The organism is Suicoccus acidiformans (assembly GCF_003546865.1).
Classification (GTDB): Bacteria; Bacillota; Bacilli; order Lactobacillales; family Aerococcaceae; genus Suicoccus; species Suicoccus acidiformans.
This window is the reverse complement of the sequence record NZ_CP023434.1, coordinates 1538405-1557543: the sequence shown is the minus strand read 5'-3', so window position 1 is coordinate 1557543 and position 19139 is coordinate 1538405. Positions and strand designations below refer to the sequence as shown.

The window sequence follows — 19139 nt, the reverse complement described above, 5'->3', positions numbered from 1 at the left end:
GGCTTGTTTTGTCTATTAATAAGCAGGTTGGGCATTGGGATCAGCTTATTCGGAAGATTCGAGTTCATATTGGGCAAGTGACTCAATATTTGCGGACTCTGTTTCTGCTTGTTGAGCCTGGCGCTCTTCCTCTGTAATGGGTTCAATATCTGGACTGTAATCAACACCTTCGGTATATTCTCCAACAGCATTCCATAGGAGATATTCCCGAACCCCATTCTCGTATAAGGCGTTAATTTGAACTTGCACCTCGTTTGGTCCGTATGTTATCCATGTACCTGGAGCGAGGTAAGACGCGGTAAAGTCTTGCAACCAAGGACGTGTATTCGGACGATTATCCACTTGGTCTAACACATAGTCTTCTTCTTGCATATAGCGGTTGATTAATTCATAAGGGTATAGGTCTGGATAATCGAGTCCAAAGAAACCGAAGTCCCAGTGAGAAGGATAGATCATGGAAGAAACCGTATCGACCCGTTCAGCCATGCTAGCGAAGTTCTGACCAATCCCGCGAACATCTGGGGCATTGCCAGCAATCGCTGTATAACCGAAGATGTCGGCACTGATGTCGACCCCATAAGGAGCGAGGTAATTATCAGCATATTCGAGGAAGTCGTTAATCGCTGCGACGCGTTCCTGACCTCTAGAATCAGGATCTTCGCTGATCAAGTGGCTGTAACCGGCCATATTATATTCTAAATCGTCGGCAAAGTCTTGGAAGCCTTCTGGGAAACGAATATAGTCAAATTGTATTTCCTTAAAGCCCATCTTGGCAGCTTCAGCAGCAATTTCTAAATTATAGTCCCACGTTTCTTGAAGGAAGGGATTAATAAATTGACTGCCGGCAGCATCTTGCCAAATACCACCTGTGGCGGGATCTGCGAAAGATAAATCAGGACGCAAATCGGACAGAAGATTATCTTTAAAGGTTACAATCCGGGCAATGGGATAAATTTGCTTTTCTTCTAAGACCTTCAATATTTCTTGCATATTCACTGCACCCATCATATTTGCTTGGATGAGTTCATTATCTGTCTCGAAAGTTGGAGTGATATTTCCCCAGTCATCTTTAAAGTCAATGACCACCGTATTAAGTTCAGTTTCTTCGATATATTTGATAATATAGTCGAAATATTCAGGATTTGCCACATTGGCGGCGGTTAAGTAGACACCACGCACACCGTCTTTCGGGTAAGGAATATTTATGCCGCTATCATAATAAAGGGAAGCGGGCATCTTATCTGGCTCATGTAATAAAGCACCCTGATCGACAACAAGCCCTTCATAGCGGGCAGTAGTACCAGCTGCAACCCGGTTTTGAAATTCAGAAATTTCTTCCTGGCTATACTTCGGTTCCACTTTCGGCAATGGGATATCCGCTTGGGCCTCTTGACTGGAAGAATCATTTGCCGGCGAGGTATTTAAATTCTGACAAGCAACTAAACAGATACAGAAACTCATCAAAAGGATAAATTTAGTTGCTTTATTATTAAAAAAGTTAAAAGACATATTAAGATACACTCCTCGCTAACGGTTTTCTTGCGCATTGGCAATGAATACTTTAAAGTTAATTAATTGTGTGTTAATTGACTCAAAATGTGCAAGAACCTTCTCAAGATTCATTTGGTTGGTGGAGGCTAGAGTATTTACGTTATCAAAGACTCCAAAAAAGTCATTATAATCAGTTTCAGCATTTGCAATCGACTGATAAGTCGTCTGTTCAATCTGCAGGTTCGCAAGATAATCTGATACGTATGTAGACATGTCAGTATTAAGCTGATTAATTCGTTCGAGCAGTTGGTTCACTTGATCATTTGGTAAGGTTTCGCGTCGTTGGATGGTTTCGAATTCTTTAGTTAAGTTACCTAACTCCCCAGTCAACTCTTGCAATCTTTCCAAATGACTTTGGCGCGTTTGAACATTCTGATAGACTTTGTTCTCCGTATTCTTAAAGGCAGATAAGTCTTCCGACTGATTAAGGGTCTCTTCAAAATCAGCTTGTAAATTCTCTTCTTGTAGTTGAATTTCGTTTAGTTCATTAATAATTTCATTGACGTGATCTTGCACAAGGGTAATGGTGCGGTCGGCACGATTCAATGAATTATCACAAGCCACCAGCAGAAGTGCCAGGAGAGACATTGTGATTAATGGAATTAATTTTCTCATAAAATCTCCTTAAAAACTTTAAATTTATTTATAACTTCGAATAGTATATAATACTAGTTAAGTTATTTCAAATTATACCACAAAATGAGGTGAGTGCTATGCTAATTGTAATTGTTTTCGCGAGTCTGACAGTTCTTTGTGATCAGCTTGTGAAAGTTTGGGCGGTCCGAAGTATCCCCCTACACAGTTCGAGCCCAGGAATACCGGCTTTATTCGATTTTTACTACGTTCAAAATACGGGAGCCAGCTGGGGTCTTTTTGAAGAGGGTAGGGTCTGGTTATCGCTGGTGACTGTCATATTTTTGGCGTGCCTATTTTATTATATTTGGCGACGGGATCGTATTCATCCGCTTTCAGCTCTGGCCTATGGTTTGATAATTGGCGGGGCCCTTGGCAACTTAATCGATCGCTTGCGTTTAGGCTATGTGGTTGATATGTTTCGCTTAACTTTTATTGACTTTCCGATCTTTAACGTGGCGGATATGGCGATTACGGTGGGCGTTATATTATTCATTGTGATTATTATTTTTGATATTGATGAGGAGGTTATTTAGTGGCTGATGTTCTTACGCTTCAACTTAATGGACAGACAGGACGCTTGGATAAGGTACTCGCTGAGGAAATTGCGGATTTGAGTCGGGCAAGTATTCAGCGTTTGCTTCAAGAGGGCCATATTCTAGTAAACGGTCAGGTGGAAAAGGCTAAGTTCAAGCTAAAAGGCGATGAACTTATTGAGGTTATCATTGTCGCTGAGGAACCTTTAGAAGTCGTCGCTGAAGCCATTCCTTTAGATATTATTTATGAAGATGAGGACGTTCTCGTTATTAATAAGCCCAAGGGCATGGTTGTCCATCCGTCCAAAGGGCATCCGCAGGGCACTTTGGCTAATGGCCTCGTCCATTACTTAGACCAGCACCAAACAGAATTTGCCAGCAGTATACGTCCAGGGATTGTGCACCGTTTGGATAAGGATACGACCGGTCTGCTCGTCGTTGCCAAAAATCGCCAGAGTCACCAATTTCTCAGCGAACAATTGCTTGACCGGCAGATGGGACGGACTTATACAGCGCTTGTTCTTGGCCAAGTCCAGGAGCAGGCAGGGATTATAGATGCCCCTTTAGCAAGAGACCCGCACCAGCGCTTACGTTGGATAGTTGATGTCAAGGGCAAGGAGGCCTTGACCCAATTTCAAGTGTTAGAGCGCTTTCAAGAAGTGACCTTACTTGAAGTAGAACTTAAAACAGGCCGTACTCATCAAATCCGTGTGCACATGGAATATATCGGTCATCCGCTTGTCGGTGACGCAGTATACCGTCGTGGGGCGACGAATTATGGCGGTCAGTTAGCATCGATTCAAACGGGCCAATATTTACACGCAAGCGAATTGCATTTCATCCATCCCACACGACAGGAATGGATGTCCTTTGAGGCGCCGCTGCCTTCCAATTACCTGGACCTATTAAATACTTTGAAAGCATAGGCAAAAGATTTACGCTTGTCATAAATATATGTTATAATCAGTATATTGCTTACACGATGGAGGTAATCGTATGTCTGTAAATGATAAGATTCTAGAGAAAATTCGCAACTTACTTTCCCTAGCCGAAGATGGGGGCAATGATGAAGAGAGCCAAACTGCCTTATTAATGGCTCAAAAATTAATGCTCAAATATAAAATTGATCAGCAAGAATTATCTGAAACAGGCAGACAAGAAATTGTCATTAAATCGCTATCAGTTTATAAGCGCATATACTGGTGGGAGAAAGTGCTCGTCCGCATCATTGCGGAGAACTTTCGGGTTATGTTCTATATCCAAAGTAACCGCCTCCCTCATCAAAAAAGCGTCCAGCGCAAACTCGTCTTGATGGGCTATCCCGAAGATGTGGAGCTGGCTTATGAAGTGTATCATTTAGCAGCAGACGCCATGAAGCACTACGCGAGCGAACACTTAAAGCAAGCAGAAGATGACAATAGTGCTAGCTTTGTGCGCAAGTCATACTATCAAGGTTTTATGGACGGTTTAAATGATAAATACGAGCGTCAACGTCAAGAGATGGTCAATGAGAATGACCAATATGCCCTAGTCATCAAAACCCCTCAAGATGTGGTGGATAAATTTAAGCAAGAAATTAGCGGGAGTTTACCTTTCCAACAACCGGAATTAAGTCGTGAATCAGCAGCCTATACTGATGGCTATGACCGCGGTTCGACAATTAGTTTGAATAATAAGTACCTTGATCAATAAGGTGTGGAACTAGCCTCAGAGGGCTAGTTTTTCTTATAGGGTAAGTCTCTACATAACAAGGATGTTCATATGTTCTTTTTGTTTTTATTTAACCTACTGTATAAAATATATGGAATTTAAAGCAAGTCCATTTGTTTTGGCTGTGAATCAGCCTCTGACCCCACCATTTTTAGGCATAGCTAAATGCAATGTATATTTATCGGGGAAATGTAGTTATAATAGGCATATGCAAGGAATCGTGGTATAATGAAAACGTTATAGATGGAAAGTTGAGGAAATGAATTTGAAAGATTATTCAAATAAACGTACCCAACGCCTGGTGTACGAAGCCTTATTTATTGCTCTAGTCATCTTGCAAACGGTTGTGCCGTTTCTTGGGTATATTCGGATTGGCCCTTTGTCGATTACTCTGCTACCGATTACGGTTGTGCTAGCAGCGGTATGGCTCGGCATAAGGTCGGGTACCCTAATGGGCTTGGCTTTTGGTTTGTCTAGTTTAATCCGAGCTTGGCTCGTGGGAAATCCGGTAGAGCGTTTAGCGGCCACCAACCCCCTAATTAGTGTAATACCCCGTGTGTTGATGGGGCTTTGTGTGGGGCTTTTGGCAAGCTTGTTGATTAAGCGTGGCTTGAAGACGCGTTGGATAGGCATAATTTGTGGCTTTATGGGAGCTTTTTTAAATACCGTCTTCTTCTTATCGGCCATGGCTCTAGTTCATGGCAATGATGTGATTTCTTTCTTTGGAGGCGCATCTTCCGATACTTTATGGACGGTGCTGGCAGCAATAGTTGTAGGCAATGGAATTCCTGAAGCCATTGCTAGCGCTTTATTGACACCACTGATTCTGATTCCTTTAAGTAAATTGCATGACTTACATTTCTTAGACGCTTAAGGAGGCTAGCATGTTAGAAAATCAACGGATTGCCCTGTACATCACTGGCGGCATTGCTAGTTATAAGATGGGGGAATTTGCGCGGCGGCTCATTAAAGCTGGCTGCGATGTCCGGGTAGCTATGACTGAGAGTGCTCAAGCATTTATCACACCCTTAACCTTACAGACTTTAACCAAGCATAAGGTGCTAGTAGATACTTTCGATGAGGATGATCCTGCTGTTGTTCAACATATCCACCTTGCTGATTGGACTGATTTCGCCATTGTTGCACCCGCCACGGCGAATATCCTTGGCAAAATGGCTCATGGCATTGCCGATGATATTGTCTCAAGTTGTCTGATGGCAACCAATGTTCCGACGATTGTTTTTCCGGCGATGAATACTAAGATGTATGATAATCCGGCTACCCAGCGAAATATCGCTCAGCTAGAAGCCGATGGAAAGCACATTGTTCAGCCGGCCACGGGCTTCCTTGCTGAAGGTTATGAAGGGCGCGGGCGACTGCCGGATTATGATACGTTAATGGAAGAAGTCACCGCATTCGTTGCCCGACATACCTTACCGCAAGTCCTCTCTGGCCAAAGAGTCCTTATTTCAGCGGGTGGGACGGTTGAAGCAATTGACCCCGTGCGCTATATTTCAAACCGCTCCTCTGGCAAAATGGGCTATGCTCTCGCCCAAGCAGCCAGTTGGCTTGGTGGTGACGTAACGTTAGTTTCAACCACAAAAGCTCTGACAGAGCCTGCAGGGGTACAGGTAGAGTATGTGCAAAGTGCTCGGGAATTGCATGAGCGCATGCATCACTATTTCGAGCAGGCGGATATTGTGATTATGGCGGCGGCTGTGAGTGATTACCGGGCTAAAAATATCGCCAGTTCAAAGATTAAGAAGTCCCAGCAAGATACGCAAGTCATGCAAATCGACTTGGAGGAAAACCCGGATATCCTAGCGAGTCTCGGGGCTAAGAAAGCATTGGACCAAGTGTTAATCGGCTTTGCTGCCGAAACGGATGATGTGCTTGATAATGCCCGGGCGAAATTGCGTCGTAAAGGGGCTGACTGGATTATTGCTAATGATGTGAGTGATCAAAGCATTGGCTTTAATAGTGATGAAAATCAGGTCACATTAATTTCTCAAGACCAAGAAATCAGTTTGCCACGTATGCGTAAAGAAGTAGTTGCTTTGGAAGTATTCCAGACCCTTTTTGCTGATTGTGATGAGAGGGCTTAGGGCTGATGTATGTTCTGGCTGTGTATGTACGTTTGCGTTTGTTTGAGAGTTTTTCCTTGAAGGATAAAAGGCGCGTTGTGCAAAGTATTCTGCAGAAGATGCGGCAGAAATATGGGGTGAGCAGTGCGGAAATTGATGCTTTAAATCAATTAAATGTGGCTGGTTTGGGCTTTAGTCTTGTGACCAATCGATATACCCATGGCGAGCGCCATTTACAGCAGCTAATTGCTGAAATTGAAGCAATGTATCCGGTTGAAATTATTGCCCTTGAATGGATAAACGAGTGAAATAAAATTATTATAAAAGAGGGGACAAATACCTATGACTTATACAGACTATTTGCAAATTCTCCAAGATGAAATCGGTGCATCTGTCTTTGCGACGGTAGATAAAGACGGTCATCCTCATTCACGCATTGCCAATGTGGGGGTCGCGGATGAGAATGGAATCTTCTTTATGACGTCACCGAAGACTCAATTCTATGCTCAATTGCAAGACAAGCCTGAAGTTGCCATAACGGGTATGGTAAATAACGATAAGGGGATTCAAGTCATTCGGGTGGAAGGCCAAGTTCGTGAGATTGGCAAGGACCGCTTAGAAGAAATTCTTCAAGATAATCCGTATGTGAACGATGTTTATCCTGATGCAGAAGACCAGAAGAGTGCCCAAGCCTTCCAAGTTTATAAAGGCAAGGGAACTTACCAACACTTGCAAAAGCGTGTGTCAGAAGAATTTTCCTTTGATCTGGAATAAGGCAGAATAGACCGAGCTCATTGCTAAACGCAGCAGTGAGCTCGGTTTATTTATGCTAGTGCGGATTTGAAGACTCCCAATACGTGAAAAGATTAAAATGAATTCTGCTCAAGCGGCTTAATATAGTAATAGGTACCATACCATCGCTGGAATTGATAGCCCACCTTCGGCAGGTGGCCGGCTTGGGTAAAGCCGTGTTTCTGGTGGAAGTTGAGGCTTGCGGTGTTGGTATCGGTAATGATTGAAATGAGCAGGGTGTAGCCAGCTTGTACCAGTGCTTCTTCTAAGGCTTCATAGAGTAAGCTTCCGGCTCCGCGGCTACGTGTTTTGTCAGCAACATAGATACTTATCTCCACAGCATAGCGATAAGCTTCACGTTCGTGGAAGGGGTGGGCGTAGGCGTAGCCTTGGATTTGGCCGGCTTCTTCCAGAACAAGATAAGGGTGGGTTGCTTGAATGGTTTGAATTCGGTGTGTAATCTCGGCTATGCTGGGCGTTGATTCTTCAAAGGTATAAGGTGTTTCTTCCACATAATAGCGGTAAATGTCAAGAATAGCCGCGGCATCGTCAAGGGTGACCGGGCGAATGCTTCGATGCGTCATAGGCACTCCTTATTATCCACGAATAATATCCAATACGGTTTCTTTCATATCCTGAACTTCAATGACCTTATCATGGCGAATTTCACCAGTCATTGCTTCGTTAATGGCTTCAGGATAAGGAATGTTGGTAATTTTCTTGAGTTCTTTGAGAAGGCCTTCATCATTCAGGGCATCCGTATTAATATCTAAGGCATTAAGGACGGCTTCCGGGAATTTATATGGACTTGCGGTTGATACGATAACACTTGCGAGGTTTGGATCGATTTCACCTTGAACACGCGCTTTGCGGTAAGCTTTGGAAGCAACGGCAGTATGAGGGTCCATAACGTAATCAGTTGCCTCGTATACTTCTTTGATTTCTCCGCGGGTTTCGTCTTCGCTTGCATATGCGCCGACGAAATCTTCAAAGTTCACTTTCTCTTGCGCATCCACTTCGTAAACACCTGCATCTTCCAATTGCTGCATTAGGCTGGCTACCCGGTCCGTATCTTCGTCTAGGGCATGGAATAATAAGCGCTCAAAGTTACTTGAGACAAGAATGTCCATGGAAGGAGAAATGGTTAGTTCAAATGGACGATTGCGGTTGTATTGGCCAGATTGGAAGAAATCATACAAGACTGTATTATCATTTGAAGCACAAACTAAGCGGTCAATAGGCAGGCCGGTCTGTTTGGCATAGTAGGCAGCCAGAATATTACCAAAGTTCCCCGTTGGTACGGTCACATTAATCCGGTCGCCCGCTTGGATAGCACCTTCAGCTACTAATTGGGCATAGGCATAGTAGTAATAAACCACTTGTGGTAAGAGTCGGCCAATATTCATAGAGTTCGCAGAAGAGAACTGCTTACCCTCCAGGGCTAGGGTCTCTCTTAGGGATTCGTCATTAAAGAGGCGCTTAACTTCTGTTTGCGCATCATCGAAATTACCGTGAATTGCTACTACGGCGGTGTTGTCACCTTTTTGCGTTAACATTTGTCTTTCTTGGATACTTGAGACACCGCCTTTAGGATAGAAGACGATAATTTGCGTATGGGGAACGTCCGCAAAGCCGGCCATTGCAGCTTTACCTGTATCGCCAGAAGTTGCGGTGAGGATGACAATGTCATTCGTATTGTCTTGAATTTTGGCAGATTCGCTCATTAAATGCGGCAGAATGGACAGTGCCATATCCTTGAAGGCAATGGTTGCGCCGTGGAATAATTCCAAATGATAATTCTCGCCAACTTTAACGAGGGGGGCAATGCTTGCCGTGTCAAATTTCTCATCGTATGCTTCTTGGATGCATTTGTGCAAGGCTTCGTCAGAGAAATCGCTTAAGAATGGTTTAAGGACGTAAAAGGCCATTTCCTGATACGTAAATTTCGCTAAGGTGTCCCAATTATTCTCAAATTGTGGAATCGCTTCTGGGACATACAAACCTCCGTCGCTGGCTAAACCCTCGAGAATGGCTTGTGAAGGGCTGGCAGTGACAGTGCGGTTGCGGCTACTAAAATAATTCATGTGATCACCTATTTTCTTTCTAGTCATTCATCGTAAGTATACCATAGAAAGGGGCTGTTCTCCTAGTGCTTGTGGTTGGTTGGTAATTTCTTTGCAAAGAGTATGAGACGCGCTATAATAAGCATAAGCAAAGTGATAGGAGGTGCCTATGCAAAATCGAAGAAATTATTTAATCCTTCTGTTAGTCGTCCTAACCTTGGGTATTGGAAGCAGGTATTACTTTAAGCCAACAGGTGAATCTGGTGAGTCAACCGAAGTGGCCCAGTCCCTTGATAGCAGTTATTCACAAAGTAAAGTTGAGTCTGAGGAATCTTCTGAAGTGCCAGGCAGTAACGACCTTCCGTCATCTACGGAAGAAGCTTCTGACTGGGAAGCTGAGCTAAAGCCTGTACTAGATGAATCCTTAGTAACCGTTAATTTAGCGGATATTCTTGACCTTCAATTTGAAGGCTATACCGGCGAAGGTACGGTGACCTATGCTTTCAATCAGCCTGTTATCCAGCAAGCTTTAGGGCTCAGCGATGCAGAGTTAGCCGTATTCATGGGAGCAATCGATTTGCAGATTGAACCGGATAGCGGTCTTAAAAATGGCGACCGGGTGCAAGTGAGCCTTGAAGCAGGTGCTTATCAAAAGCATATCAATGGCAATCCGCGCAGTATTCAAGTAAGTGGCCTGGATGCGTATGAAATCATCAATGAAGCGGATTTAGCAGCGAATTTAGCATTGGATATTTCTGGTTATAGTGGCAGTGCTGAAGCGCAGCTTAAGGTAAGTGAGCAGGAGCCTTACACGCATTTGACCTTTGAGCAGCATTTCTGGCAGGAAGTTGCCAATGGTGACCAATTAGCGCTAGTCTTAACCGCTGAGGCCGAAGATTGGCTGCAAGAACATGGCTATCAGCTGGAAAAGCCGAAAATGTATTTCCAAGTGGGTGGTTTACCGGAGCGAGAACGCTTGTCTCAGGAACTGTTAGAACGTCACGTTGTCGCCAGCTTCCAAGGTACGAGTGGTGCCGGTGAAATTATGCTGGATACGACCTTCCAACCGCCTTTTAGTGACTTCTTGGACGCAGAGGCCTTTGATATTCCACAGCAAGGGCGGATTGCCAATGGTGACACGGTCGAATTGCTTGTTAAAGCCGATGTTCGCCAAGCTTTGGAAGAAGCTGGTTATGCGCTTGAAACGGATAGAATTATGCGTGAAGCCGGTAATCTCAAAGAAGTTGCTGAGCATTTCGATGAAATCCACAATCATGAAGCTATTTTCCAAAGGATTCAAGAGGATCTGCGCAATCAATTTCCAGACACGTTCTTTGGGGCCTATGAAATAGAGCCCGTGGCGTATTACTACCGGCCGCACCGGGTGGTGAATGATCTATTAGATTTAGAGAATGTTAGCCAAGATGGAACGTTTATTGGCCTATTCCAAATTCAGCTGTATGACCGGCAGAAGACGAATCTACGTTCAAGCCAGTGGCTAGTTCACGGCTATACAGATTTATTTATCAATAATCAACAAGAGGCCGCTTTGGATGATATGGAAACTTATCATTATGAATTTCCGGAGAATTATACGCTTGAATCAGCCAAGCAATTACTGGAAGGATATGGCTTTGAACGAGAAATCGTAGATTAAATAACTATCTCAAAAATTCCCCAGCTAAGTTTCCGTTAATGCGGCCTTGGCTAGGGAATTTATCTAATTATAGTATTCGAAAGAGGAGGTTGCGAATGAAGGCAAAGAGAAGCAAATGGATGGGATAAAAGGCATAAAGCCAGCGACTAGAAAAGCGACCTTTCTGACCGTTGTAAAGGGCAATCAGCAGGAAGGCGATGCTAACGGTCCAATTCGGGTAAAGTAGGTAAAAGACAATCCCGCTAATAAGCGCTTGTAAGATACGATTATCCCGCAGAAAATGCAAGAGGAGCATAAACAGAACCCCGTAAAAGCCGTAGTCGGAATGAATGAGCTTGCCTATGGAAGCACAAAGAAGCGGTCCGAGCCATTTGAGGATAGGATACGTATGCTGCCGGTTGTTTTCAATGGCCAATGCACCCAGCAGTAAGGTAAAATAGACATTCTGGGAAGTAGGCGCCAACCAGCTTTGCCTCAGGGCGATATTAAAGGGGAGTTCCGATAATAGGGCAAAGACACCTAAACGGGTGGCGTATTTGGAGAAATTACTGGTATGATATACCCCTTCCACGATTAAAAAAGCGAATAAAGGAAAAGCAATTCGGCCAATCATACGCATTATTTGGTAGTAATCCGCCCCTTGTTGCCAAAGGACTTCACTCATAGGGTTAGGCGGGTTCTGCAATAAGGGGAGGAGAACCACAGCGGCGAAATGGTCGATAAACATAGTTATCATCGCCACCGCCTTGAGGAAACCTCCCGAAAAGGGCTTGGACTGATCAGTTATATGCATAGGCTACCTTTCATCTATCCGGCTTATTCGCGGATATGGTCTAATACTTGGTCTAAAATATCAAATACGTGCTCATCCAGGAGTTGGTAGCGGACTGTCTTACCTTGTCGTTCGCTTTTGACAAGGCGGGATTCACGTAGAATACGTAATTGATGGGAGACAGCAGATTGTTCCATTTCCACGTAGTTGACGATTTCGGTTACATTCAATGATTCCTTACGGAGCAAAAATAAAATAGTGAGCCGGGTTGGGTCACTTATGACTTTGAAAAATTTACTAACGTCAATAATTTCTTGGCGAGAGGGCATGTCATCACTTCTTTCAATAAACAGTAACTATTACGCTTTATATTCTAACATGGAATTTCCATGTAGGTCAAGACACTTAGTCTTGAAGATAGTGATGAGCCTTCGTTAAAATAGCTTGATCATTGGCATAAGTTAAGCGTTCTACTGCTTCCTCAAAAGGCAACCAAGCGCTATCGGTCACTTCAATGGCCTGTTCTTGAATAGCGGACGTTTGGGCTTGGGCTAAGAAGTAAATAACGTCTTTGGTAATACCGGGCCCGGGGCTATAGCGATTAACTTCACGGAAGTTCGTATCGAGTTCGACATGGAGGCCGGTTTCTTCTTGAATTTCCCGCAAGGCGGTTTCTTCTTCCGTTTCATTGGCTTCCACATGACCTTTAGCAAAGGCCCAATGTCCGCCATTCATGTGGCGAATAACAAGGTACAGAGGTTTATTGGTTTCCATGCGGTAGACAACCGCACCGCAAGAGATTTCTTCTTTCATTTGGTATCCTTTCTAAATGAAGCATCTTGTTGCAAAATTTGGATAAAGCGCTCGGTTAAATTGGCTGTAAAGCCCCAGAGCAGTTCTTCATTCGGTAAGTTATAAATAGAGACAGTGTGACGGCGATGAATCGGCAATGACTGGTCGCGACTGACCAAGTGCAAGGGAAATTCATCGTCTTGGACGGTTTCGAATTCAATGTCATAATGAATCGGCTTCAAATTCACCAAAGTATCCAGCGGCACGAGGAAGAGATAAGCCACTTCTTCGTTGGCTACAATATCTTCATAAGCAATGCCGATAATTTCTCCAACAAAGCAATGAACAATGGCCCATTCAGAGACAATGTAATCAATTTCACCTAATAAACGAATATTTGCAGCCTCAAGTTGTAACTCTTCGCGTGTTTCGCGCAAGGCTGCTTCTTGAAAGCTTTCATCAACTTCGACCGACCCGCCGGGAAAAGACGTTTGTCCCCCTTGCGAAATATGCTTGGCACGAACTTGATAGAGCACATGGTAGGCATCATGCACTTTAATTAAAGGCAGTAAGACCGCAAATTTGCGCTGCTTGCCAAGAATATCCGGCTGATAGTCAGCCAGAATACTTTGAATTTTATCAATCATCAACGATCCCCCACTTCATACCAAGTATTATACGATAGAATCTTTGATTTTTGAAATGTTTCTATTCGGTAAGTTTGCTTTGCTTTAAAAGTGAATTTAATTATGGGAAATTTGTAGGGGAAATTGCACAGTAAAATTAAAAAAACGCAACACATCACAGGTAATTTTCGTTCTTTATGACTCTCAAATCTAAACTTCCCTCCAAAATTATACACCTCAATTTCTATAATAGTTTATTTTCCTTTGCAATATTATGTAAAATCGCTATTCTATAAGTAGAAATAAAAAACGAAGCTAGCGTTGAGCCTAGCTTCGTTATGAACCAAGGGACCTAGTCTGCGATATAGCTATCGAAGTAACCTTGGATATAAATAATTGGGGTACCTTTGTCACCACTACCGCTTGTTAAATCAGAAAGTGAACCGATTAAGTCAGTAATGCGACGTGGTGTCGTCCCAAGGCTTGCGCCTTCATTGCCGTTGGTATCTTTGTCTTGGAGGTAAGCTGAAATCGCTTCAGTCAATTCTTCACCACTCTTATCGGCAAAGTCATTGTCAGCTAAGTATTTCAGTTTCACTTCGTTCGGCACACCGTCTAAGCCGTCTGTATAACCAGGTGAGACGACCGGATCGGCTAATTCCCAAATTTGGCCAACTGGATCCTTGAAGGCACCATCGCCATAGACCATCACTTCGATGGTTTTGCCAGTGCGTTCCTTTAATTGAGCTTGTACTTTATCGACAAAGGCTTGGCAATCGCGTGGGAAGAGTTTAACACTTGTATCGGTCGCTTTGTTGGAACCCAGTAAGCCATAAGTTTCGTTATAGCCATGTTCACTATTAGGTTCATTTAAAATATCGGCCAAGCTACATACTGATTTCACGCCGCCTTCTTTTAATAAATCTACGGTACGCTCGCGACTGTGAATATCACAGGCAATGACCGTATCAGTATAATCCAGAATAGCTTGCGCATTATTCGCAAAAATAATTTCGCATTCTGCACCTTGTTCTTCAATCAGACTGCGATAATATGTGATATAATCTACATCTGTAAAGACGTGGCGTGTTTCACCGAAATGACTCCGGAATTCTTCCTCAGTTAAGACGTCTTGCCATGGGTTTACTTGCAGTTCATCTAACTTCTTCAAGCTAACCAAATGGTTGCCCACTTCATCCGATGGATAACTTAGCATGAGCACAATTTTCTTAGCGCCTTTGGCAATCCCACTGAGTAGGATACTGAAACGATTACGACTGAGTATAGGGAAAACGAGACCAATGGTTTGCTCACCGAATTTATTTTTCACATCACGGGCAATGTCGTCGATGGAAGCATAATTTCCTTGAGCTCTTGCAACAACGGATTCAGTAACCGTTACAACGTCACGGTCGCGAAGGGCGTAACCTTCAACTTCACTTGCGTTGATGACTGTATCGACAACGATATCTGCTAAGGGATCTCCTTGGTCGATAATAGGGCTTCTCAATCCTCTAACAACTGTACCAACAACTCGTTTCATAGAATCGCTCCTTGTAATTTAAATTGTAATCAAAAACTACCTCACACATTATAGACTTATTTCTTTTAAATGACAATTAGAATCTACAAAAAATACATAACCGCCCATCAGAAAGGAGAGAAGGCACATGCTTTCTAACATTCAATTCCATTATAGTGGTCCCGTACTCCCAGCAATCTTTAAGAAGCGCATTAACCGCTTCGTTGCCTTAGTTGAGCTGAAAGGCCAAGAGGTTTTCGCCCATATTAAAAATACCGGGCGCATGCGAGAGTTACTGATTCCCGGAGAAATTTGCTGGTTAGAGAAGGCGAAAAATCCCAATCGCAAGACAAATTACGATTTAATTGCGATTCGCTCACAGAATACGATTGTTAACTTGGATTCCTTGCTACCGAATTTTATTGTCGGGCGTATCTTAGAAGAAGGTCTTCTGCCAGATTTAAATCAGCGCAAGTGCATCATCCCTGAACGTATGACCGATCATTCGCGCTTGGATTTTCTTGTAGAAATGGCTGCAATGGATTTGTATATCGAAGTGAAGGGTGTCAATTTAGTCACCTCAGACGGCCTAGCCTTATTTCCAGATGCGGTGACGGCCCGGGGTACGCGTCACTTGGAGAAGTTAATGGAGCTGCGGCGGGCTGGCAATCGGGCGGCCATCGTCTTTATTGTGCAACGCTCCGACGCCCGCACTTTAAAAGCACATCGGGACTTAGATCCTGTGTTCGCTGAAACTTTGGAACGGGCGCGTCAAATCGGGGTAGAGGTCTATGCCTTTACCTTGGAAGTCGAACCAGGCCGGGTGAATATTTGCCGGGAAATAACTGTGGAATTTACCGCTTAAGGAAAAGGGGAGGAATGCTGTTTGGCTATTTTGAAACGATTGACAAACCAAAAAGAGATGGTTTTAATCGTTGTATTGTTTACCTTATTTAATTCGATTGGGGAGTTATTGCTGCCGACGCTGATGTCACAAATTGTGGATGTGGGCGTTCAAGCAGGCGATATTACTTATATTATCGAGATGGGTATATGGATGCTATTGGTGGCCTTGGTTACCGTCATCTTCCGCGCTTCGGCTTCTTATTTCTCGTCTAAGGCGGCGATGGCCTTTTCCAGGGATTTGCGACTAGATATGTTCAAGAAGGTCAATCAACTGACCTTTGATGAGACGGAGCACTTTGGTATTTCGTCTTTAATTACGCGGACGACGAATGATGTCGGACAGATTGAGCAATTTGTGTTGATGGCTTTAAGGCCTTTGCTGAGAGCGCCTTTAATGTTTGTCGGGGGCTTGGCCATGGCGATTATGACCTATGCGCGTTTGTCCATTATGATTCTATTGATTCTACCTTTGCTAGTTATGATTCTAGTCTATGTCTTGAAGCAAGTTATTCCGTCCTTTCCGAAATTACAGGCGGCTTTGGACCGGATTAACTTACTTTTAAGGCAACGGCTAACTGGCTTGAAAGTTGTTCGCGCCTTTGCCCGAGATGATTTGGAAGAGGCGGTTTTTCAGGAGGCTAATGAAGATTATTATCGTTTAGGCTTATGGATTAACCAATCATTAGCGACTGTTGGCCCGCTGATGAGCTTGCTTTTGAATTGGGGGATTGTGGCGGTTGTCTATTTCGGTGCACGGTCCATCAGTAGGGGGTCGATGGAGATTGGCGCTTTGATGGCATATATCCAGTATGTAACCCAAACCTTAACCGGACTTGTGACAATGACGCGAATGACGACTCTTATCCCTCGTACAACGGCTTCGATTGAGCGGGTGGAGGCGGTAATGGCCTATCCATCACGACAAACAGGGGGCCAAACTAGGTTAAATCAGCCTATTGAAGAGATTGTTGCCCGTAATCTAACCTTTGCCTATCCGAATGCGGAAAGACCGGTTATTCAAGATCTATCTTTTGCTGTATCCCAAGGAGAAATACTAGGGATTATTGGGGGAACCGGGTCAGGTAAATCGACTCTTGTGAAGTTGCTCATGCAGTTTTATGAGCCGACGTCGGGCCAATTGTTGATTAATGGCATACCGATTGAGGAGATTCAAACCGAAGATTTGCGAGAGGAAATGAGCTATGTTCCGCAACAGAACTTCTTCTTTACTGATTCACTGCGGGAGAACTTCTATTACAGCCAAGAGGATGCGTCGGATGAACGGATGATTCACTCGCTCGAAACGGCCCAAGCGCGTCCTTTCTTGCCGGATGAAGCTCCTTTAGATACGCATTTAAATCGGGGTGGACGCAACTTCTCAGGCGGTCAGCGCCAGCGCTTGGCCATTGCCCGGGCTTTAACGCGGGATGCGTCGGTGTATATTTTCGATGATTCTTTCTCTGCCTTGGATTACCGGACAGACTACGAGTTGCGCCAGGCTTTGAAGGAGCATTTATCAGACAAAATGACAATTATTATCGCCCAACGGGTGGCCACCATTCGCCATGCGGACCAAATTCTGGTCTTGCAGGAAGGGGTTGGTGTAGGCTTGGGTAATCATGAAACGCTCATGCGGGAGAGTGATGTCTACCGTGATATTGCGATTTCTCAAGGAGAGGAGGCGAATGTCGATGGCTAAAAAGCAAGGGGGCAGTAAAGCAGAGCAAAGGCATACAATCAAACGCCTTTTGGCCTATTTAAAACCCTATCAGCAAACGCTATGGTTGACCATTGCCATGACCGTCCTTGTAACTCTTATTTCGATTGCGTCCCCAATTGTTATGGGGGAGGTTTTAAGTTACTTGCAGCGGGTTTTGACCCAAGGTGAGGCGATTGATTTTCGCCATATCTTAAATTTAGCCCTTATTCTGGCAGGGATGTACTTGCTGTCTTCAGGGGCGGAGATTGTATCGGAGCGCAGTTTAGTCCAGCTCTCCCAAAGCCTCATTCGTGATATGCGGGAAGATGTGTCCCAGAAGATACGTCGTATTCCTTTGAGTTACTTCGATCAGCATCAAACGGGTGATGTCCTAAGTCGAATGACCAATGATATTGATACGGTGGGTCGGAATATTCAGCTGAGTGTCAGTCAAATTTTCAGTAGTTTATTATTGGTGCTTGGTATTATCCTCATGATGTTATGGCTAAGTCCAGTCTTATCAGCGGTCTTTTTCTTAACGATTCCTTTGAATTTCTTTGCGACGCGCTTTATAACACATCGTTCTAGGCGTTATTTCCGGGCGAAGTCGAAGGGCTTAGGACAAATGGTTGGCTTCGTCGAAGAGAACTTTACGGGGACCGACTTAATTAAGGCTTACGGCCATGAAGAACAGTCAGCCAAGGATTTCCAAGCGATTAATGATGCCTTGTATGAAGTGTCTTATAAGGCTAGCTTTATGGGTGGAATCTTGCTACCGATTATGACATTTATTGGTAATTTAGCCTATGTCTTTATTGCGATTGTGGGTGGCTTTCTGGTGATTCAACAAAGAATCTTAATCGGGGATGTGCTGGCTTTTATTCAATATAGCCAAACGATTCGCCGGCCTTTAGATATTATCGCAGATATGGCCAACACCTTGCAAGAGACGCTAGCTTCGGCCTACCGTGTCTTTGCCTTATTGGACGCACCTGAAGAAGCGGAGCGTCAGGAGGCAAGGCTTGACGGAGCAATTCAAAGCATTGAATTTAACCATGTCTCCTTTGCTTATGAAGCGGACCAGCCGGTTATTCAGGACTTTAATTTAAAGGTAGAGCAAGGCGAGACCATTGCGATTGTCGGCCATACAGGGGCAGGCAAAACAACCCTCGTCAATTTACTCTTGCGTTTCTATGATGTAAGTCGGGGCAGTATTACAATTAATGGAGTGGACATTCGGGATGTATCGCGGGACACCTTGCGCCAGTGCTTTGGCATGGTCTTGCAGGAAACCTGGCTTATTCAAGGAAGTATTGCTGATAATATCCGCTATGGTAAGGAAGATGCGACCGATGAAGAGGTGGTTCTAGCTGCAAAAGCTGCTCACGCCCATCGCTTTATTCAGACTTTACCGGACGGGTATGCGACGATTCTGAATGAGGATGCAACGAATATTTCCCAAGGGCAAAGGCAATTGTTAACCATTGCCCGCGCCTTTGTCAGTGATCCAGATATTCTGGTCTTAGATGAAGCCACGTCATCCGTTGATACCCGTACGGAGCAGCTTATCCAAGAAGGGATGAATAATTTAATGCAAGGGCGGACCAATTTCGTCATTGCCCACCGCTTGTCAACGATTGTAGGAGCGGATACGATTCTCGTTATGGAGGCTGGGAATGTAGTCGAACAAGGTTCTCACGAGGAATTGATGGACCGGAAGGGTCATTATTATGACTTGTACCAAAGTCAGTTTATGGGGGAAGCGATTTAGGCTCAGGGCGATTAAGTAATGATTA

General features: G+C 44.2%; 20 protein-coding genes. 11 read left to right on the top strand and 9 right to left on the bottom strand.

Features of this window, described 5'->3' with window-relative positions:
- Window positions 1–45: 45 nt before the first annotated feature.
- Together CL176_RS07375 and CL176_RS07370 are read right to left on the bottom strand one after the other, a co-directional pair.
- Window positions 46–1509 (bottom strand): putative glycoside hydrolase, encoded by a 1464-nt coding sequence (locus CL176_RS07375; protein ID WP_118990722.1) that lies wholly within the window; start codon window positions 1507–1509, stop codon window positions 46–48.
- An 18-nt stretch (window positions 1510–1527) separates the two neighbouring features.
- Window positions 1528–2166, bottom strand: a complete 639-nt coding sequence (locus tag CL176_RS07370) for a YkyA family protein (protein ID WP_118990721.1) — start codon at window positions 2164–2166, stop codon at window positions 1528–1530.
- Window positions 2167–2264: 98 nt separating this feature from the next.
- Here CL176_RS07370 and lspA point away from each other — a divergent pair, with 98 nt between their 5' ends.
- The 7 genes from lspA to CL176_RS07335 all read left to right on the top strand — a co-directional run bounded on the left by lspA (window position 2265) and on the right by CL176_RS07335 (window position 7288).
- Complete coding sequence (lspA, locus tag CL176_RS07365; RefSeq protein ID WP_118990720.1) at window positions 2265–2720, top strand: signal peptidase II; 456 nt, start codon at window positions 2265–2267, stop codon at window positions 2718–2720.
- Window positions 2720–3646: an RluA family pseudouridine synthase gene (locus tag CL176_RS07360; RefSeq protein ID WP_118990719.1), complete on the top strand. Its 927-nt coding sequence runs from the start codon at window positions 2720–2722 to the stop codon at window positions 3644–3646. The genes lspA and CL176_RS07360 overlap by 1 nt, the downstream gene beginning before the upstream one ends.
- A gap of 70 nt (window positions 3647–3716) precedes the next feature.
- Complete coding sequence (locus CL176_RS07355) at window positions 3717–4412, top strand: DUF2786 domain-containing protein (RefSeq protein WP_118990718.1); 696 nt, start codon at window positions 3717–3719, stop codon at window positions 4410–4412.
- Window positions 4413–4695: 283 nt separating this feature from the next.
- On the top strand, window positions 4696–5304 hold the full coding sequence (locus tag CL176_RS07350) for an ECF transporter S component (protein WP_162890888.1): 609 nt from the start codon (window positions 4696–4698) through the stop codon (window positions 5302–5304).
- A gap of 10 nt (window positions 5305–5314) precedes the next feature.
- On the top strand, window positions 5315–6535 hold the full coding sequence (coaBC, locus tag CL176_RS07345; RefSeq protein WP_118990716.1) for a bifunctional phosphopantothenoylcysteine decarboxylase/phosphopantothenate--cysteine ligase CoaBC: 1221 nt from the start codon (window positions 5315–5317) through the stop codon (window positions 6533–6535).
- A gap of 5 nt (window positions 6536–6540) precedes the next feature.
- Window positions 6541–6822 carry a DUF503 domain-containing protein gene (locus CL176_RS07340; RefSeq protein ID WP_118990715.1) on the top strand — a complete coding sequence of 94 codons (282 nt, stop codon included), beginning with the start codon at window positions 6541–6543 and terminating at the stop codon, window positions 6820–6822.
- Window positions 6823–6856: 34 nt separating this feature from the next.
- Complete coding sequence (locus tag CL176_RS07335) at window positions 6857–7288, top strand: pyridoxamine 5'-phosphate oxidase family protein (RefSeq protein WP_118990714.1); 432 nt, start codon at window positions 6857–6859, stop codon at window positions 7286–7288.
- A gap of 92 nt (window positions 7289–7380) precedes the next feature.
- Here CL176_RS07335 and CL176_RS07330 read toward each other — a convergent pair whose 3' ends face one another.
- A complete protein-coding gene (locus CL176_RS07330; protein ID WP_118990713.1) occupies window positions 7381–7890 on the bottom strand; it encodes a GNAT family N-acetyltransferase in 510 nt (169 codons plus the stop codon).
- A gap of 12 nt (window positions 7891–7902) precedes the next feature.
- A complete protein-coding gene (thrC, locus tag CL176_RS07325; protein ID WP_118990712.1) occupies window positions 7903–9390 on the bottom strand; it encodes a threonine synthase in 1488 nt (495 codons plus the stop codon).
- Between the two features lie 148 nt (window positions 9391–9538).
- Between thrC and CL176_RS07320 the strand changes: the two genes are divergently transcribed.
- A complete protein-coding gene (locus CL176_RS07320; RefSeq protein ID WP_118990711.1) occupies window positions 9539–11026 on the top strand; it encodes an aspartate/glutamate racemase family protein in 1488 nt (495 codons plus the stop codon).
- A 67-nt stretch (window positions 11027–11093) separates the two neighbouring features.
- Here the strand turns inward: CL176_RS07320 and CL176_RS07315 are convergent, their stop codons facing one another.
- From CL176_RS07315 to CL176_RS07295, 5 genes are all read right to left on the bottom strand, one after another.
- Window positions 11094–11819, bottom strand: coding sequence for a TraX family protein (locus tag CL176_RS07315; protein WP_118990710.1), 726 nt, complete (start codon window positions 11817–11819; stop codon window positions 11094–11096).
- Between the two features lie 23 nt (window positions 11820–11842).
- Window positions 11843–12127, bottom strand: coding sequence for an ArsR/SmtB family transcription factor (locus tag CL176_RS07310; RefSeq protein WP_118990709.1), 285 nt, complete (start codon window positions 12125–12127; stop codon window positions 11843–11845).
- Window positions 12128–12203: 76 nt separating this feature from the next.
- Window positions 12204–12611: a bis(5'-nucleosyl)-tetraphosphatase gene (locus tag CL176_RS07305; protein ID WP_118990708.1), complete on the bottom strand. Its 408-nt coding sequence runs from the start codon at window positions 12609–12611 to the stop codon at window positions 12204–12206.
- Window positions 12608–13237, bottom strand: a complete 630-nt coding sequence (locus tag CL176_RS07300; protein ID WP_118990707.1) for an NUDIX hydrolase — start codon at window positions 13235–13237, stop codon at window positions 12608–12610. The genes CL176_RS07305 and CL176_RS07300 overlap by 4 nt, the downstream gene beginning before the upstream one ends.
- 331 nt (window positions 13238–13568) lie before the next feature.
- Window positions 13569–14759 (bottom strand): coenzyme F420-0:L-glutamate ligase, encoded by a 1191-nt coding sequence (locus tag CL176_RS07295; protein ID WP_118990706.1) that lies wholly within the window; start codon window positions 14757–14759, stop codon window positions 13569–13571.
- Between the two features lie 127 nt (window positions 14760–14886).
- Between CL176_RS07295 and sfsA the strand changes: the two genes are divergently transcribed.
- Genes sfsA through CL176_RS07280 form a run of 3 tightly spaced genes read left to right on the top strand, consistent with a single transcriptional unit; the run spans window position 14887 to window position 19114 of the window.
- Window positions 14887–15603 carry a DNA/RNA nuclease SfsA gene (gene sfsA, locus CL176_RS07290; RefSeq protein WP_118990705.1) on the top strand — a complete coding sequence of 239 codons (717 nt, stop codon included), beginning with the start codon at window positions 14887–14889 and terminating at the stop codon, window positions 15601–15603.
- Between the two features lie 21 nt (window positions 15604–15624).
- Window positions 15625–17343 (top strand): ABC transporter ATP-binding protein, encoded by a 1719-nt coding sequence (locus tag CL176_RS07285; protein ID WP_240430421.1) that lies wholly within the window; start codon window positions 15625–15627, stop codon window positions 17341–17343.
- Complete coding sequence (locus tag CL176_RS07280; protein ID WP_118990704.1) at window positions 17336–19114, top strand: ABC transporter ATP-binding protein; 1779 nt, start codon at window positions 17336–17338, stop codon at window positions 19112–19114. The genes CL176_RS07285 and CL176_RS07280 overlap by 8 nt, the downstream gene beginning before the upstream one ends.
- The last annotated feature ends 25 nt before the right edge of the window (window positions 19115–19139 follow it).

What these genes read in the sequence shown, in the direction of transcription:
- CL176_RS07340 (WP_118990715.1), top strand. Translation starts at nt 6,541, where the DNA reads ATGTATGTTCTGGCTGTGTATGTACGTTTGCGTTTGTTTGAGAGTTTT.
- CL176_RS07330 (WP_118990713.1), bottom strand. Translation starts at nt 7,890, where the DNA reads ATGACGCATCGAAGCATTCGCCCGGTCACCCTTGACGATGCCGCGGCT.
- CL176_RS07315 (WP_118990710.1), bottom strand. Translation starts at nt 11,819, where the DNA reads ATGCATATAACTGATCAGTCCAAGCCCTTTTCGGGAGGTTTCCTCAAG.
- sfsA (WP_118990705.1), top strand. Translation starts at nt 14,887, where the DNA reads ATGCTTTCTAACATTCAATTCCATTATAGTGGTCCCGTACTCCCAGCA.
- thrC (WP_118990712.1), bottom strand. Translation starts at nt 9,390, where the DNA reads ATGAATTATTTTAGTAGCCGCAACCGCACTGTCACTGCCAGCCCTTCA.
- CL176_RS07310 (WP_118990709.1), bottom strand. Translation starts at nt 12,127, where the DNA reads ATGCCCTCTCGCCAAGAAATTATTGACGTTAGTAAATTTTTCAAAGTC.
- CL176_RS07305 (WP_118990708.1), bottom strand. Translation starts at nt 12,611, where the DNA reads ATGAAAGAAGAAATCTCTTGCGGTGCGGTTGTCTACCGCATGGAAACC.
- CL176_RS07355 (WP_118990718.1), top strand. Translation starts at nt 3,717, where the DNA reads ATGTCTGTAAATGATAAGATTCTAGAGAAAATTCGCAACTTACTTTCC.
- CL176_RS07280 (WP_118990704.1), top strand. Translation starts at nt 17,336, where the DNA reads ATGGCTAAAAAGCAAGGGGGCAGTAAAGCAGAGCAAAGGCATACAATC.
- coaBC (WP_118990716.1), top strand. Translation starts at nt 5,315, where the DNA reads ATGTTAGAAAATCAACGGATTGCCCTGTACATCACTGGCGGCATTGCT.
- CL176_RS07370 (WP_118990721.1), bottom strand. Translation starts at nt 2,166, where the DNA reads ATGAGAAAATTAATTCCATTAATCACAATGTCTCTCCTGGCACTTCTG.
- lspA (WP_118990720.1), top strand. Translation starts at nt 2,265, where the DNA reads ATGCTAATTGTAATTGTTTTCGCGAGTCTGACAGTTCTTTGTGATCAG.
- CL176_RS07335 (WP_118990714.1), top strand. Translation starts at nt 6,857, where the DNA reads ATGACTTATACAGACTATTTGCAAATTCTCCAAGATGAAATCGGTGCA.
- CL176_RS07320 (WP_118990711.1), top strand. Translation starts at nt 9,539, where the DNA reads ATGCAAAATCGAAGAAATTATTTAATCCTTCTGTTAGTCGTCCTAACC.
- CL176_RS07375 (WP_118990722.1), bottom strand. Translation starts at nt 1,509, where the DNA reads ATGTCTTTTAACTTTTTTAATAATAAAGCAACTAAATTTATCCTTTTG.
- CL176_RS07300 (WP_118990707.1), bottom strand. Translation starts at nt 13,237, where the DNA reads ATGATTGATAAAATTCAAAGTATTCTGGCTGACTATCAGCCGGATATT.
- CL176_RS07295 (WP_118990706.1), bottom strand. Translation starts at nt 14,759, where the DNA reads ATGAAACGAGTTGTTGGTACAGTTGTTAGAGGATTGAGAAGCCCTATT.